This window comes from Actinoalloteichus sp. AHMU CJ021, from assembly GCF_002895405.1.
In the GTDB taxonomy this organism is placed as follows: domain Bacteria; phylum Actinomycetota; class Actinomycetes; order Mycobacteriales; family Pseudonocardiaceae; genus Actinoalloteichus_B; species Actinoalloteichus_B caeruleus.
The window spans coordinates 2,054,949-2,070,086 of record NZ_CP025990.1; the positions used below are offsets into that span (position 1 = coordinate 2,054,949).

At 72.0% G+C, this 15,138-nt stretch carries 13 protein-coding genes; 9 read left to right on the plus strand and 4 right to left on the minus strand.

Annotated elements, in window-relative coordinates; translation table 11 throughout:
* Window positions 1–9: 9 nt before the first annotated feature.
* On the plus strand, window positions 10–630 hold the full coding sequence (locus C1701_RS08535; RefSeq protein WP_026417466.1) for a dihydrofolate reductase family protein: 621 nt from the start codon (window positions 10–12) through the stop codon (window positions 628–630).
* Between the two features lie 98 nt (window positions 631–728).
* Complete coding sequence (locus tag C1701_RS08540; protein WP_026417467.1) at window positions 729–1,667, plus strand: NADP-dependent oxidoreductase; 939 nt, start codon at window positions 729–731, stop codon at window positions 1,665–1,667.
* 36 nt (window positions 1,668–1,703) lie between these two features.
* Here C1701_RS08540 and C1701_RS08545 read toward each other — a convergent pair whose 3' ends face one another.
* The gene (locus C1701_RS08545; RefSeq protein ID WP_337662201.1) at window positions 1,704–2,057 is read right to left on the minus strand and encodes a TIGR03668 family PPOX class F420-dependent oxidoreductase; all 354 of its coding nucleotides are present in this window, start codon (window positions 2,055–2,057) and stop codon (window positions 1,704–1,706) included.
* Window positions 2,058–2,135: 78 nt separating this feature from the next.
* Entirely contained in the window at window positions 2,136–2,414 is a 279-nt protein-coding gene (locus C1701_RS08550; RefSeq protein WP_026417469.1) for a hypothetical protein, read from the minus strand.
* 253 nt (window positions 2,415–2,667) lie between these two features.
* Here C1701_RS08550 and C1701_RS08555 point away from each other — a divergent pair, with 253 nt between their 5' ends.
* Window positions 2,668–3,357: a vitamin K epoxide reductase family protein gene (locus tag C1701_RS08555; protein WP_026417470.1), complete on the plus strand. Its 690-nt coding sequence runs from the start codon at window positions 2,668–2,670 to the stop codon at window positions 3,355–3,357.
* A 49-nt stretch (window positions 3,358–3,406) separates the two neighbouring features.
* Here C1701_RS08555 and C1701_RS08560 read toward each other — a convergent pair whose 3' ends face one another.
* On the minus strand, window positions 3,407–4,225 hold the full coding sequence (locus tag C1701_RS08560) for a VOC family protein (protein ID WP_051313356.1): 819 nt from the start codon (window positions 4,223–4,225) through the stop codon (window positions 3,407–3,409).
* A 406-nt stretch (window positions 4,226–4,631) separates the two neighbouring features.
* Between C1701_RS08560 and C1701_RS08565 the strand changes: the two genes are divergently transcribed.
* The 4 genes from C1701_RS08565 (at window position 4,632) to C1701_RS08585 (ending at window position 12,238) form a co-directional block, all read left to right on the plus strand.
* Window positions 4,632–6,434, plus strand: coding sequence for an AMP-dependent synthetase/ligase (locus C1701_RS08565; RefSeq protein WP_026417472.1), 1,803 nt, complete (start codon window positions 4,632–4,634; stop codon window positions 6,432–6,434).
* 761 nt (window positions 6,435–7,195) lie between these two features.
* A complete protein-coding gene (locus tag C1701_RS08570) occupies window positions 7,196–9,358 on the plus strand; it encodes a putative bifunctional diguanylate cyclase/phosphodiesterase (protein WP_026417473.1) in 2,163 nt (720 codons plus the stop codon).
* Window positions 9,359–10,237: 879 nt separating this feature from the next.
* Window positions 10,238–10,927: a DUF4232 domain-containing protein gene (locus C1701_RS08580; protein ID WP_030104292.1), complete on the plus strand. Its 690-nt coding sequence runs from the start codon at window positions 10,238–10,240 to the stop codon at window positions 10,925–10,927.
* Window positions 10,928–11,227: 300 nt separating this feature from the next.
* Entirely contained in the window at window positions 11,228–12,238 is a 1,011-nt protein-coding gene (locus C1701_RS08585) for a hypothetical protein (RefSeq protein ID WP_051313358.1), read from the plus strand.
* A 54-nt stretch (window positions 12,239–12,292) separates the two neighbouring features.
* Here C1701_RS08585 and C1701_RS08590 read toward each other — a convergent pair whose 3' ends face one another.
* Window positions 12,293–14,053: a M14 family zinc carboxypeptidase gene (locus C1701_RS08590; protein WP_051313360.1), complete on the minus strand. Its 1,761-nt coding sequence runs from the start codon at window positions 14,051–14,053 to the stop codon at window positions 12,293–12,295.
* 514 nt (window positions 14,054–14,567) lie between these two features.
* On the opposite strand from C1701_RS08590, the gene C1701_RS08595 reads away from it, so the two are divergent.
* Both C1701_RS08595 and C1701_RS08600 read left to right on the plus strand, forming a co-directional pair.
* Window positions 14,568–14,828: a hypothetical protein gene (locus tag C1701_RS08595; protein WP_026066086.1), complete on the plus strand. Its 261-nt coding sequence runs from the start codon at window positions 14,568–14,570 to the stop codon at window positions 14,826–14,828.
* A 31-nt stretch (window positions 14,829–14,859) separates the two neighbouring features.
* On the plus strand, window positions 14,860–15,111 hold the full coding sequence (locus C1701_RS08600) for a hypothetical protein (RefSeq protein ID WP_026417476.1): 252 nt from the start codon (window positions 14,860–14,862) through the stop codon (window positions 15,109–15,111).
* Window positions 15,112–15,138 lie beyond the last annotated feature (27 nt).

Below are 15,138 nucleotides of genomic sequence, written 5' to 3' on the forward strand. Positions count from 1 at the left end.
GAGGTCCAGATGGGACAGATCACGGTGACGACCCAGCTGTCGCTCGACGGTGTCGTCCAGTCCCCTGGAGCGCCGGAGGAGGACCCCTCGGGCGGCTTCGACCGAGGCGGCTGGGTCGCACCCCACGTGGACGACGACATGCTGCGGATCATCGCCGAGGACTTCGGCCGGGCCGGCGCGTTCCTGCTCGGTCGCCGCACCTACGAGATCTTCGCGGCCCACTGGCCCCTGGTCACCGACCGGCAGGACCCCATCGCCACCGCGCTGAACACCCTGCCCAAGCACGTGGTGTCCGGCACCCTCGGCACGCCGGGTTGGGCCGGCACCGAGGTGGTCCGAGGCGACCTGGTGACCGAGGTGACCCGCCTCCGGGACACCACCGACGGTGAACTCCAGGTGCACGGCAGCATCACCCTGGTCCGGGCGTTGCTGGAGGCCGACCTGGTCGACGAGTACCGCCTCTGGACCTTCCCCGTGGTCGTGGGCGCGGGCCGGCGGCTCTTCGCGGAGGGACTGCCGTCCCGCACCGTCCGGCTGGTCGACACCGCGAGCACCGATGCCGGGGCGATCCGTGCCCGCTACCAGCCGGTGGGGCCCGCCCGCTTCGGGAGTCTCGCGCTCGGCGGCTAGCGCCTGGCCCGGCCCTTCACCCCCACCCGGGCGCTGCGGTCGCGGACGCCGCACGGTGGAGCGACCATGCCTGGTGAAGGCCGGTGAAGGAGGCAACCGTGAGAGCTCTCGTCGCCACCGACTACGGCGCCCTCGACCAGGCGCTCGTCCTCGCGTCCGTCCCCGAGCCGGTACCGGCTCCCGGCCAGGTCCTCGTCCGGGTGCGGGCCGCCGCGCTCAACCCGCTTGACCTCGCCCTCATCCTCGGTTCGATGCGGGAGCAGATGCCGATCGCCCACCCCTTCACCGTCGGGATGGACGCGGCGGGGGTCGTAGTCGCGGTCGGTGACGGGGTTCGCGACCACGCTCCCGGCGACGAGGTCCTCGGGTACTCGGCCTTCGTGTCCGGCACGGTCGCGGAGTACACCCTGATCGAGTCCGGCCCCTACCTGGCCAGCCGCCCGGCCGGCCTGGACCCGGTGCGGGCCGCCGGCGTTCCCGAGTCGGGGTTGACCGCGACCCACCTGCTGCGCGCGGCCGGCCTGAGACCCGGCTCGTCCATGCTGGTGATCGGTGCGACCGGTGGCATCGGCCTCTACACCGTGCAACTGGCCACGGCGGCCGGCGTCGAGGTGCTCGCCACCGGGAAGCCCACCGACCGCGACTACGTGCGTTCGCTGGGCGCCGTGGAGATGGTCGACTACACGCGGGGGCAGGTGGTTCGGGACGCCCTCGCCCTCCGACCGGACGGGGTCGACGTGGTGCTGGACCTGGTGAACGCCGGGCCGGACATCGTGGCCAGCGCCGAGGCGGTGCGCCCCGGCGGGCGGGTGGTGTCACCTCTCGGAGGACCAACGGAGTTGGGGAGGGGTGTGACGGCCCACTACATCGGCCAGATGACCCCCCGCCCCGGCGATCTCGCCGAACTCGCCGCCCGGGCGGCCTCCGGGCGCCTCCGGGTCGAGGTCGGGGCCGTGTACCCGTTGGACGAGGCCAAGCAGGCCGTCACCGACTTCGCCAGCCGCCACATCCACGGCAAGGTGGTCGTCCGGATCTGAGGGTGCCGGGGGAGCCGGCTTCCCCCCGGCGGCTGGTCAGGTGGCGGTCCAGCCGCTCCAGCGCCGCACCCGGAGCAGGACCAGCGCGTCGAAGGGGTCGGCGTCCCGGTACTGCGGGTACTTGGTCCGCAACGCCCGCGCCGCGCTCTCGTCCGGTTCCTCCCGGACCTCGGCGATCCCGTCGGCGCGAACCCACCAGAGCGCCGACCAGTCCGCGTCATAGGAATCGACCAACGCGCTGAACCGCGGGTCGTCCCTGATGTTGTCCAGTCGTCGCAACCGGCGGCCGCTCTTCGGTTTCCGGTCGACCGCGCTGACGAGCACGTCCGGATCGTCCGGGAGTACGGCGAAGGTGAGGGGAACGAGGTGGGGTTGGCCACCGCCGCTCACGGTGGCCAACCTCGCGACCGGGCTGCCCGCGAACCGGGACCGGCACCGCTCCGACGTGAGGGTCGGCATCGTGCCTGATCAGCGCCCCGCGCCGAGCGGAGGCTCGGCCGCCTCCGAGTAGCGCTGCCGCACCCGCCGGTGGACGACGTACCCGACGGGCACGCCGACCGCCGCGCAGACCAGCAGCGGGATGATCGGAACGACCAGCACGAAGGAAATGCCGAGAATCGCGAGCGCCAGGATCATCGTCCTCATTCCGACCCTGGTGAGCATGGCGCCGACCGCGCCGCTGAAAACGACCACAAACGCCCCGATGAAAAGAACCGGGACGAGATGGGCCTCGATGAAGCCTCCCACCGATCTACTCCCTGATCGCCACTGTCACCGCACTGGTTCCCCCTCACCACCCTATCGCCGGGCGGTCGGTGAACGTTGCGCGCCGCCGCCCTCGGCCGCGTCCCCCCGGACGGAGCTGGAGCCGCGGGAGCCCGGACGGACGTGAGCCGTGCCACCGGGTGGCCCCGGGCGCGACGTGAACCGGAGCAATCCACCCGATCGGTACCGCTCGACAGGGCTGGTAGGCCCCGTCGCGGGTCTAGAATTGCCGCTAATGTCCGAACAGCTGGCCACCCACACCGTCGACTCCGAGGGCCCCTCGGGGAAGGCCTCGCCCGACTCGCGGGAGCCGGGCCAGACGGGGAGTGAGGACCTCCTCGGTGCCCCCTCCCCCACGCGGGGTCTCGGCTGGTTGCTGACCGTCGGTGGTTTCCTCGGCTTCCTCGCCTCGTTCGTGCTCATGGTCGAGCGGATCGAGCTGCTCAAGGACCCGCTGTACATCCCCTCGTGCAGCCTCGACGCCGTGCTGAGCTGCGGTTCGGTGATGACCACCCCCCAGGCGGCGCTCTTCGGTTTCCCGAACCCCCTGATCGGCGTGGCCGCCTTCCCGGCCGTGGTGACCGTGGGCGCGGCGGTGCTCGCCGGGGCCCGGCTGCCCCGGTGGTTCTGGCTGGGTCTCCAACTGGGAGCCACGCTGGGCACGGTGTTCGTGCACTGGCTGATGTTCCAGAGCTTCTTCAACATCTCGGCCCTCTGCCCCTACTGCATGGTGGTGTGGGCGGTGACCGTGCCAATCTTCTGGTACACGACCACCCACAACATCGAGCGGGGCCACCTGCGGCTCGGCGGGTTCGGCCGGGCGCTGGTGGCCTACCGGGGCCCGGTGCTGGCGGCGTGGGCGCTCTCCGTCGTCGGCCTCGTCGTGGCGGTGTTCTGGACCCACTGGAGCCAGTTGTTGTCCTGACCGCCCCCACCCGCCGGCCCCCGAGGGCCCGGGCGCCGGTCTGGCGGTCTCAGTCGTCGTAGGGGTCGTGGTCATGCCCCCAGCCCACCGCCCGCGTCTGGTCGAGCAGGGCGACCCGCGCGCCGGCCGTGTCCCGGATGACCGCGACCCGACCGTACGAACCATCGAAGGGGTCGACCCTGACCTCGGCTCCCGCCGTGACGGCGCGGCGCAGCACCTCGTCGACGCCGTCCTCGGGCCGGACTCCCAGGTAGATCAGCCAGTGGGGTTTGGTGCGGACCACGTCGGGGACCATCCGCACCCTGGCCAGCACCGACTCGCCGCCCGAGTACCAGACGGCGAAGTCGGCGGTGGCCCCTCGGCCGTGCTGGTCGACGCGGAAGTCGAAGAGGTCCCCGTAGAACTCGTCAGCCGTCCTCGGGCCCGTCGTGATGAGCTCGCCCCACATCAGGGAACCGGGCACCCCGACGTGGAACTGCCAGCTCCGACTGGCCCGCAGGAATCCGAACTCCGCGAGGTGGGGGTCACGGGCGACGGCGCGCAGCCCGACACCCGGCACCTCCGCGCTGGGGCGAAGCAGCCTCCCGCCGGTCTCACGCACCCGTTCCGAGGTGCGTTCGACGTCGTCGGCCGCCAGGTAGAGGGTCCAGGCTGGGGCGCTGTCCTGGCTGGGGCAGAGACCGGCCACCGGGTAACCGTCGAGCAGGGCGAGCGTGTAGCCGTCCTCCTGGTGGTACTCCCACCCGAACAGCCGGTGGTAGAAGTCCTCCGCAGCCGGGAGGTCCGGGGTTCGCAGGTCGATCCAGCAGGGCAGCCCCGCTGGCAGGCTTCCGTAGAGCAGGTCGGTTCCGGTCTCGAGAACGGCCACGTCGCATCACCTCCGCGCACCGGTTTTCGGTCGATCCGAACGAGATGTCCCCGGCGCGCGTGGATCATTATCAACGGATCTGACGGTGGGTTGACCCGAACAACGATGTTTCACCGAGCTGGGGGCCGCGAGCGTGACCAGGACGTGACCAGCGGGAGCGCGGGTCACAGCGGCCTCGACCGCCCACTCGTTCGGCGTAATGCCTGCGTGGGGCCCTGCGCGCCGTGACGGGACCCGAGGACCGGACGGCGGATCCATCGAGCCATCAGGGCAAAGTCTTGCCCAATCGACGAGTTCCGGACACGATACGTTCCTGGCCTGCCATCGACGGGAGGGCGGTGGACTCACCTTGAGACCGTGGGGCGGGCAGGCCCAGCCCAGCCGCTGACGTCGCGAGGAGTCCGCAGTGAGAGAGTTCAGCCTTCCGTCCCTGGCCGACGACGGGGTGTCGGGTGGCCTGGCCGAGATCGTCTACCAGAACGCCGAACGCGAGGGCGACCGCCCGGTGTACGCCAGGAAGGTCGGCACGGCGTGGCGGGATGTCACCGCCCGCCAGTTCCGCGACGAGGTCACCTCGGTGGCCAAGGGCCTGATCGCCGACGGGGTGCAACAGGGCGACCGGGTCGCCCTGTTGTCGAGGAGCCGCTACGAATGGGCGCTGCTCGACTTCGCGATCCTCGCCGTCGGCGCCGTGACCGTGCCCATCTACGCCACGTCGTCGGTCGAGCAGATCAGGTGGATCCTCTCCGACTCGGGGGCGACCACGCTGATCGTCGAGACGGCGGAGCTGGCGGCGACCGTCGAGTCGGTGCGTTCCGACCTGCCCACGTTGAAGCGTGTCTGGACCATCGACGACGGCGCCGTGGACGCGATCGGGGCGCTGGGAGCGGACAGCTCCGACGACGAGGTCACCGCCCGCCGTTCCGCGACGCCCACCAGCGCGACCGCCACCATCATCTACACCTCCGGGACGACGGGGAACCCCAAGGGGTGCGTCCTGACGCACTCCAACTTCTACGCCGAGATCGACAACGGCATCGGCGTGCTCCCCCAGCTCTTCCGGGGGGAGAAGGGCGTGGAGCCCTCGACGCTGCTGTTCCTGCCCACCGCCCACGTGTTCGGCCGGATGGTGCACTTCGCCGTGGCGAGGGCCGCGGCGAGGACGGCGTTCACGCCGGACATCGCGGAGGTGAGCGGGGACCTCCAGACGTTCCGCCCCACCTTCATCCTCTCCGTGCCGCACGTGCTGGAGAAGGTGTACAACCGGGCCCAGCAGAAGGCGGCCTCCGAGGGCAAGGGCCGCGTCTTCGCGATCGCCGCGAAGACCGCGGCGCAGTACAGCAAGTCCCTCGACGCGGGCCGCACCCCGCTGCCGTTGCGGGTCAAGCACGCGGTGTTCGACAAGCTGGTCTACGCGAAGCTGCGGGCCGCGCTCGGCGGACGGCTTCGCCACGTCATCTCCGGTGGTTCGGCGCTGGGAGAACGGTTGAGCCACTTCTACCGGGGGATCGGCGTCCAGATCTTCGAGGGGTACGGGCTGACCGAGACGACGGCGGCGGCGACGGTGAACTCCCCGGAGCGGGTGAAGCTCGGAACCGTTGGTCAGCCACTGCCGGGGCACTCGGTGCGGATCGCCGACGACGGCGAGATCCAGGTGCGCGGTCCCATCGTGTTCGGAGAGTACTGGAACGCGAAGGAGGCCACGTCGGAGGCGTTGCGGGACGGCTGGTTCAACACCGGTGACCTCGGTGAGCTGGACTCCGACGGTTACCTGCGTATCACCGGGCGCAAGAAGGAGATGCTGGTGACGATGGGGGGCAAGAACGTGGCTCCCGCGAACATCGAGGACCGGGTCAGGGCCCACCCGCTGATCAGCAACTGCCTGGTGGTCGGCGATGGTCGCCCCTTCATCGCCGCGCTGATCACCTTGGACCCCGAGGGCTTCGCCCAGTGGAAGACCGACCGCAAACGCCCGGCCGACACGGAGATCGCTGACCTGGTGGAGGACGCGGAGCTGTTGGCGACCGTCCAGGAGGCCGTGGACCGGGGGAACCGGGCGGTGTCCCGGGCCGAGTCGGTGCGCAAGTTCCGGGTCCTGCCCACGGACTTCACGATCGCCGGCGGTCACGTCACGCCATCGTTGAAACTGCGGCGTGCCGCGATCAGCAAGGATTTCGCCGCCGAGATCGAGGCGCTTTACGCCAAGTAGGCCCGCGCATTCGAACGAAAGGCGCAGCGGCACCGGGGCCGCCCTTCACGTGGGACATTCTCCACTGGGAGGGCGGCCCCGCTCCGTCACCACGGGTTCTTCCGCGCGCCCCGCCACCCGGAGCTCCTATTGTCGCCGAATCGGGTCGGAAGTGATCCGACGCTCGGCTCAGCCGGCGTCGAGCGCTGGTGCTGTATCTTCGGCAACGGGTGTCATCCCGGTCAGTAGACTCGTCCGCGTGCGTTCTCCGGGAGGTACGTCGTGACCAATCACGGTGATTGGCCTTCGACGGTTGTCGACATCGGACCAGCGGACTCGGCCAGGACCGCCACCCGCCTCCCGTCCCCGCGCGTCGTGCGGGGCGCCGCCTCCGGGCCGCGCCGCGACCACACCTCGCCCGCCGTGCCACCGGGCACGCCCCGGTGGGTGGAGCGGAGCCGAGCCGAGGTCCACACCGGACCGTTACTCGGGGCGGCGCACATCGGCGCTGCTGCCCACGCGCTCCGCACGCGTGGAGCGAAGGATGACGTCATGGCTGGTCGGACCCGTGTTCGCCGGATGGTTCCTCGTGCGGCGACCTCTGGGTCGGCGGCAGGGGAAGGGCGTCCCGACACCCGGGGACCGTCGAACGGCCCGCTCGGCGGGGCGGCTACCGTAGCCGGTCGCCGGCTGCCGCCCCGGGCGGGAACCACGCGGTTCCCCCCGGCGAGCCACCTACCGACAGGCACCGGGAGGACCGAACGCTGGAGCCGTGTGACACCGTGACCGAGAACGTGAGCGACATGGACCCCGAACCAGACGGACCGGACACCGCGCGTGATGCGCCTTTCGCGGAACAGTGGGCGGACGGGATCTACCTGACCAGTTACGCGCCGCTGTCCCGGGACGAGACAATAGAGTTCCTCGCCGACCTGGCGGACGACCTGCGAAACGCGCTCCTGAACGGAGAATTGTCCACGCGCGCGGTGGAGGACGCCGGCCGCGCGCTGATCGGCAGGAATTTCACCAGTTCCGCGACACTGTCACGCAGTCTTACCCTGATCGGCCGCGAACTGCCGAGAATCCTGGAACTGCCGGATTCACCGGAGAACCGCGCGAGAATCGCCGCGGTCCAGGGGGCGTTGGCGGCGGGTTTCACGGAGGCGCTGCGCAAACACGTCTTCGACAGGCAGGAGGCGCTCAAGGCCGCGATGGTCAACGCCCGCGAGCAGGCGGAGGAGGCGTTGCGGGACAGCGAGCAACGGTTCCGGACCGTCTTCAACTCGGCTGCCAGCGGCGTGGCCACCATCAACCTCGACGGGCGGTTCAAGAGCACCAACCCCGCCATGCTCCAGCTGCTGCGGATGAGCGAGGACGAGCTGCTGGCCAGCGATCTCTTCGACCTGGTCCACGCCGAGGACGTCGACAAGATCCGCTCCAACATGTTGGAGCAGGCGGTGGGTCGGATCGATGACCGCTTCCGGCTGGTCGTGCGCTTCCTGCTCAACCAGGACGAGCCGATCTGGACGCGGGTCGCGGTCTCCCTGGTGCGCGACCACGACGGCTCCCCCGACTACCACGTCGTGCTGGTGGAGGATCTCAGCGACGTCTACCTGCTCCAGGAGCACCTGCGGTACCAGGTGTCGCACGACCAGTTGACGGGTCTGCGCAACCGGTCGGTGCTGCTGTCCACCCTGGAGCGCGTCCTCGCCGAGCTGCGCCCGGCCGGCCGGGTCGCGCTCTGCCAGTTCGGCATCGACGGGTTCGGGCTGCTCAACGAGGGGCTCGGGCACGAGGCCGGTGACGAGGTGCTGCGGACGGTGGCGCGGCGGCTGCGCGACCACTTCCGGGAGCACGGCGGCATGGTGGCACGGCTCGACGGTGACGAGTTCGCGGTGCTCATCGCGAACTCCCCCGGTGCCGCCGAGACGGCCGCGGTGGTCGAGCGGGCGTTGGGCGTGGTGAGCGAGCCGATCACCGTCCTCGGCGAGGAGATCGCCGTGTCCGCCAGCGCCGGCCTGGTGGAAAGGGTCGTGGGCGACCTCCAGCCGCTCCAGCTGCTCGGGGCGGCGGGGCAGACCCTGCGCCGGGCGAAACGGGACGGTCGCGCCCAGTGGACGCTGTACGACCAGTCGCTGGCCGCACGGGACCGCCAGCGGGCCGCCCTCGCGGCGACCATGCCCACCGCGTTGCGCCGCTACGAGTTCTACCTCGACTACGAACCCGTGGTGCGGTTGGCGGACGCGTCGTTGGCGGCGGTGCGGGCCGTCGCGCGGTGGGACCACCCGGAACACGGGATGCTCGGCGCCCGGGACTTCGTCGACGTCGCCACCGAGTGCGGGCAGATCATCCCGATCGGCCGGTGGATGCTGCGGCAGGCCTGTGAACAGCTCAGGAGGTGGCGGGACCGCTGCGGTTTGCGGGCGGTGATCAGCGTGCCCCTCAGCGACCGCCACACGGCCGACCCGGACCTGGTGGCGGACGTGCGGGACGCGCTGGAGGCGAACGGCCTCACGCCCTCCGACCTCCAGGTGGAGTGCTGGGAACGGGCGATCCTGGACGAGGACGGTGACCTCCGGGACTCGCTGGTGGCGTTGACGGAGCTCGGGGTGCACCTCGTGCTCCGCCGGATGAGCGGCTACACCTGCTTCTCCCAGCTGGAGTCGATGCCGGTGGAGGCGTTGGTCGTGTCCGCGTGGGGCACCCGTACCACCGACCACGGGGAGGACAGCGTCGACAACGAGGTGCTGCGCACGGTGTTGCCGATGCTGCGGAAGCTCGACGTGACCCTGATCGCGGACGCGGTGAGGTCGGAGGAGGAGGTGCGCCGGCTGCACGACCTGGGCTGCGACCTGGCGTACGGGCCGTTGTTCGGCGCCCCCGGACCGCCCGAGGACATCGAGGACCTCGCGGTCCGGGGAGTGCCGGTGGCGCCCGTTCCCTGACCCGTGCCGGCCCCGGCCCGCTGGTCGCGCCCCCTGGCCCGGCGGCGGTGGCAGCGGGGACGAGCGCGGCCCCTCGCGGCGGCCCCACCGCGGCCCCTCGGGATCGGTGACCGCGCGCGGGTCCCGAGGACGCCGTGGGGTGGGTCCGGTCGGTCGGGGAGCGCGGTGGGTCCGCTGACGGTGGTCCGGGGGCGGAGCCGGCCCTCGGCGGGCCCGCTCCCGTCGGACCTGGTTACCCGGTGGCGCTGGCGGCGTGCCCGCCGGAGGAGACCGGCCCGGCGGCCGCTGCCCGGCTGGTCACCGATCCCCACCAGCCGGCGGAGGTCGCGCCGGCCCGGACCCCGCCGAAGGCGTCGCGGCGACGGGGGGACCGCTGCCGCGCGGTCCGTGGTGGCCTCCCGGCGGCGTCCCGGGCGTGCCGGGGAGCGGCGACCCGCTGGTGCACCCACGCCGTTCCACGATGGACGGTGCTGCCCGGAGGAGCCTCGTGCCACGCGGCGACCCGCTGCCCGGACCGCACGCGTGCGAGTCGGCCAGGGCGGGGCCGTCGGGCCACGGGTGCCGTGTTGAGTCGATGTTCACCGGTCCGTGGGGAGGGACCGCGCCGATGGCCCCGCGAGCGCGGCCGCTGGCCCCCGGCTCGACACCACGTGTGTCCGACCGTGCCCCGGCAGTGGCCGGGACGGTCACCGCCGTGGGCTCGCTCGCCCCGGACCGTGATCACCGCGCGCGGCCGGGTCCCCGGTGACCGTCCACCAACTCTGCGAGCGAGCCGTGGAAGGGCAACCATGTGGGCGTCTGCGCCGTCCTTCTCGTACAGGCACGGAACACTCGTCGCGTCGCGGCCCAGCAGACGACCGCGGCCGGGAGGTGATCTCCATGAGACCGTTCAGGAGCTCGCTCGTCAGGGTGGCACTCCCACTGGCCGCGGTGCTCGGCTTCGCCGCCGCCTGCGGAGGGGCGCCCACCGACGGCGAGAACGACCAGGCCCAACCTCCACCCACGACGACGACCACGTCGGATCCGACCCGGTCCGAGTCCCCGGGGCCCAGTTCCACCCAGAGCGAGGCGGCGCCGTCCGAGTCGGACCTGCCCGGGGGGCCACCGCCCAGCCCGGAACGCTCGGACGCGACGGAGTCCTCGGTGGCCGAGGAGCGGTGCCACACCAGCGAGCTCAAGGGCGAGGTGCGACCGCTCAACGCCGCGGCGGGCAACCGCTACGCCGACCTCGTGCTGACCAACACGAGTGGTCGCACGTGCAGCGTCTACGGCTACGGCGGCCTGGAGTTGGTGGACGAGAACGGCCGGGCCATCGCCACGGACCTGCGCCGCACCAACGACCCCGGCCCCCAGCTGGTCCAGCTCGGGCCGAACGCGAGCGCCGCGAAGAAGCTGCACTGGACCGTCGTCCCGGGCGAGGGCGAGCCCGAGGAGGAACCGTGCGGTCCCGAGCCGGTGAGCATCAACGTCATCCCACCGGACGAGACCGATCCGCTCACCGCGTCCTGGACGCTGGGGCCGGTCTGTGACGGTGGCCGCATCGAGGGCAGCGCCTACTTCTCGATGTGAACCGGACCGCGCGTCGACGGCGCGGTGACCATCCCAGGGGCGTGTGGCGGTGCCGTCGGGCGCCCCTTCCGCCGCCTGCCGCCGGACCGGCGGCGGCGGTTCCCCCAGGGGCCGGCCCGGCGGCGGGCGGGACCCGGAGTCGGCAGGTGACAACACCTCGGTCGACGTGGTTGGGTGTCCACACCGGCCAGGTACCGAGGGTAGCCGCGCTCCGCCACCAGGGTGAGGGGCTGCCCCCCGGTCCGCTCCGGTCGGTCCGGGTCCCGTTGCCGCGCGTACTAGTGGAGAATCCTGACTGCGATGGTGGAGGAGCAGCTTGAGTTACTCGTCACCGTGGTGGTCGCCGCTGGGAGCGACCGGCACGCGAGAGACGCCTGCGACGACCTGATCGCCCTCTCCGAGGGCGACGTGGTCGGCTCGTGGGACTGCTCGCACGAGGAGCCGGGGTGTTGGGCCCTGACGATCAGCCGCAAGATCCCCGTCCACGACGGGGAGGAGGCCGGCGCCACCCTCGGCAGGGCGGTGCGCCGCCTGCTCCGGGCCCTCGGCCCGGGTTTCGCCGCCTCCAGGCTGAGCTGTGAGCCCCCGACGGCGTGGACGGTGGTGGACGACCCCGAGCTGATCGGTTCCCTCGTCCCGGGTGGCGAGCGCATCCTCGTCGAGGCCTGGCTCGGGGAGAGCATGTTGCCGGCGCTCGACCTGCGGGAGCCGGAGACCTCCGACCCGGTGGAACCACCCGCTCCCGCCCAGACGTCCGAGGACGCTCCCGCTCCGGTGTCCGGCGGCCCGCTGCTCGCCCTCCAGGTCGACGTGCTGGCGGAACGGTCCGCCGGTGCCCAGTGGCAGGCCAGGGCCATCGCCGGACGGCTGACGAGCAACCCCCGCATCACCGACACCGCCTCGCTGACCACGACCCGGTACCGGGTCCGGTTGGATCTCGGGCCGGCCGAGGGTGGTGTCGAGGAAGCCGTCCTCGACGCCGTGCGCAGGCTCGGGAAGTCGGGTTGGTCCGAGGTGGCTCGCACCGGTTCGGTGGCGGTGATGAGCTGGAGCACCACCAGCACGCCGCGCAACGGGATCGTCGGGTTGGAGGTGTCCGCCCGGCAGCAGGAACCGGGGCGGGTCGAGGGGCAGGAGGACGTCGGCTGGCGCGCGCCGGCCCCCGGCACCGAGACGGCGCTCACCGGCTGGGTCCAGGAGCCGGAGTCGGCCACGGTCACCGACCCCGCGCCGTCCCGCGCCGAGGAGCTGCGCACGGCGCACCGCTCCGCGCTGCCCCGGGAGGAACAGCACTGGTCCTGGTGGGGGTGAGCCGGGCGGGCGGCCGTCAGCCGCCCGCCCGGTGCCCGCGTCTCGGAGCGCGGATCAGGCGGGGTCCAACCAGGCCGCGGTGAACGGTCCCCAGTTGCCCTCCGCGTCCCGAGCCCTGACATGGACCAACTGGCGGTCGGCACCCAGCCCGGTCGTGGCGAAGGTGCCCGCCAGCTCCACCGTCGGGCCCGAACCCACCACGCGGAGGGGCAGCGGTGTGCCGCCCTCCCAGGGGAGGCCGCCGACGTAGGCCTCGGCGGCCACCACGTCCTGCGCGGCGGGCCGGCCGACTCCGTTGGTGCCGTAGGCGTCGTCGTCGGCGGTGCCGAACACCGAGGCCCAGGGCCCGTTGGCCCGGACGACACTCAGGTCGGAGACCGTCGGGCCGAGCGCGAGCGCGTACGGTGCCCTGGCGCTCTTCGCGGCGTACAGGAGGGCGTCCGCGTTCTCGCCCCACAGCTGGTCCTGGCAGGCGTAGGCGGGGTGGAAGCCGTTGCAGGTCCTGGCCGACCCGAGCTCGTAGGTGAAGGACGCGACGCCGAGCCGGTCGTAGGAGTAGTCGTCGGTGGCTCCGGAGACCCCGTAGAGCACCTCGGGCGGCCGGCCGGTCTCGTAACCGTTGTAGTGGCTCATCCGGAAGCCCAGGGACCGCAGGCCCTGGTCGTTGGGCGCCGGGCCGTCGACGGCGTTGCCCCACGGGAACAACACGTAGTCGCCGTAGGTGTGCAGGGTGATGAGCACACCCCGCGCGTCCGGGGGCGCGGAGCCGTCGGGTTCGGTGCGCTGGGCCGGGAACAACCGGTCGAAGAGGTCGGCCAGCTGGTGGGTCTCGGGTTCGGAGTTGGGGCCGGAGCCGTGGTAGGTCTGCCCGCAGGGGTTGGAGCTGGAGCCGCTTTCCGCCCACCGGGTGTCCCAGTTGCGGTTCAGGTCGATCCCGGCGTGGTTGCCCGACCACGAACCGCCGGTGCCGCAGGGGACGGTGCTGTCGGTGTCGTTGGTGTTCTTGCGTTGCCAGGCGGGGCTGGTGCTTCCGAGTCCCTGTTCCTCGATGCCCCGTTCCACCAGGGCGGTGCCGTCCGGGTTGGCGTTGGGCACCACCCAGATCTCGGTGCCCTCCAGCACGGAGGTGATCTCGGGGTCCCGCCCGTACCCGTCCACCAGTGACGTCACGAACCGCCACGCGATCTCGCTCGTGGTGACCTCCCGCGCGTGGATCTGGGCCATCAGGAGGAACCGGGGTTTCTCCGAATCGGGCTCAGGCACGCATCCCGATTCGGCGTCGGCCGTCACGCACAGCACCGGCAACTCGTGGCCGGCGCCGGCGTCCCGCTCCCGCTCCCACGACTCCCCGTAGGTCAGGTGCCGCACCAGCTCCGGGTACGCCTCGGCGACGTCCTCCGCGAACTGGTAGTGCCCCTCCACCGTCCGGTATCCGCCGTAGAACGTGGGGTACTCCTCGCCGGCCAGGCGGGCCGGCAGCGGGGTCGCCGTCTCGGCCATCGGGACCACCGAGGACACCGCCGGCTCCCGGCCCACCACCCGGGCGCCGTCGGCGGCGAGCTCGTCCACCGTCGCCTGGTCCCCCAGGACCACCAGGTGGTCACCCTCGCGGCCGACGAGGTCGTACCCGGCTCCGGACAACCGCTCGGCGAGCGCCTGCCGGTCCTCACCCACGGCGCTGACACGCACCAACTCCACCGGGTCGGGCTCGGCCGGGTTCGGCTCGGCGGTGGCCGGCACCAGGCCGGCCGACATGAGGGCCGAGGCGACCGCCACGGCGAGAGCGAGGTGGAAGGGACGCGGATGTCGTGCCATGTGCACCGTCCTCCAGGACCTGTGGTGGCGTGCCCGCGCCCGCCCGGTCCGCTCCGACACCTTCGGCCCGCCGGGTCCGGGCACCACCGCGAGTGGGCGGTCGTGACCGGATCACGCCGGTGTTCCCCATCGGATTCCGGCGGAGTCCGGTGACCAGGACCTCGCATTGTCGACACATCGGTTCGGGGGCGACAAGCCGCCGATCCGGGCATCTGCCGGATCGGGGCCCGTTCGGGCGAGGGCCGTGCGCCGGACCGGAGCAGCCCGGTTCCCGCGTGGCGCCGCGGGGACTTTCCCTCAGGCGGTCACCGTCCGAACGGGCCGCGTCCCGCCGACCCGGCCGTTCGGGTGAGGTCGTTGGCCGGGTGACCGGACGGGACTCCGGGAGGTGGTCGTCGGGCCGCCGCTGTCTGGCCCCGAATTTTGATCACCTACTAACCTCTGTGTGACGCGGCGACGAATTCGAGCCGGCACACTGGATGGTGGGACCCGGCGGCTGGGAGGCATCGGTCGGATGGCAGGTGTGGAGGAGGTCCGCGCGGGTATCGCGCAGGCCAACCAGGAGATCAACGAGGCGCTGACGATGCTGCGGCAGATCCAGGAGCGGGTGGACCGGGCGCAGGCCACGCTGACGAACGCGATGCAGGGAAGCATGCAGCCGGAGGTGCAGCAGTCGCAGGTGATGTTGTCCCAGGGTGTCGAGCTGGTGAACCAGGCCTACGGCCAGCTCTCCGCGTGTGTGACCACGACGGACGGGTACGCGGCGAGGCTGTGATCCTCCCGAGCCAGGAGAGGTGTGATCCGAGGTGTCCGCCATCGAGGAGCTGCGCGCCGCGCTGCTGACCGTCGTCGACGACGTGCGGGGCGCGTCGGCCGGGCTGCTCGACGTCCGCCAGCGCACGGACCGGGCGCTGGCCCTGCTCGGCGAGCTCAGTTCCGACCACCACGAGTCCCTGGTGCCGCCGGAGGCCCAACGGGCCGCCGAGGCGCTGGAACAGCTGTCCCTCCTGGTCGTCCAGGTCGAGACCTCCGTGCAGAGCGTGTTGGCCAGACTGTGATGCTCACCGACGCCCACCCGAGGTCCC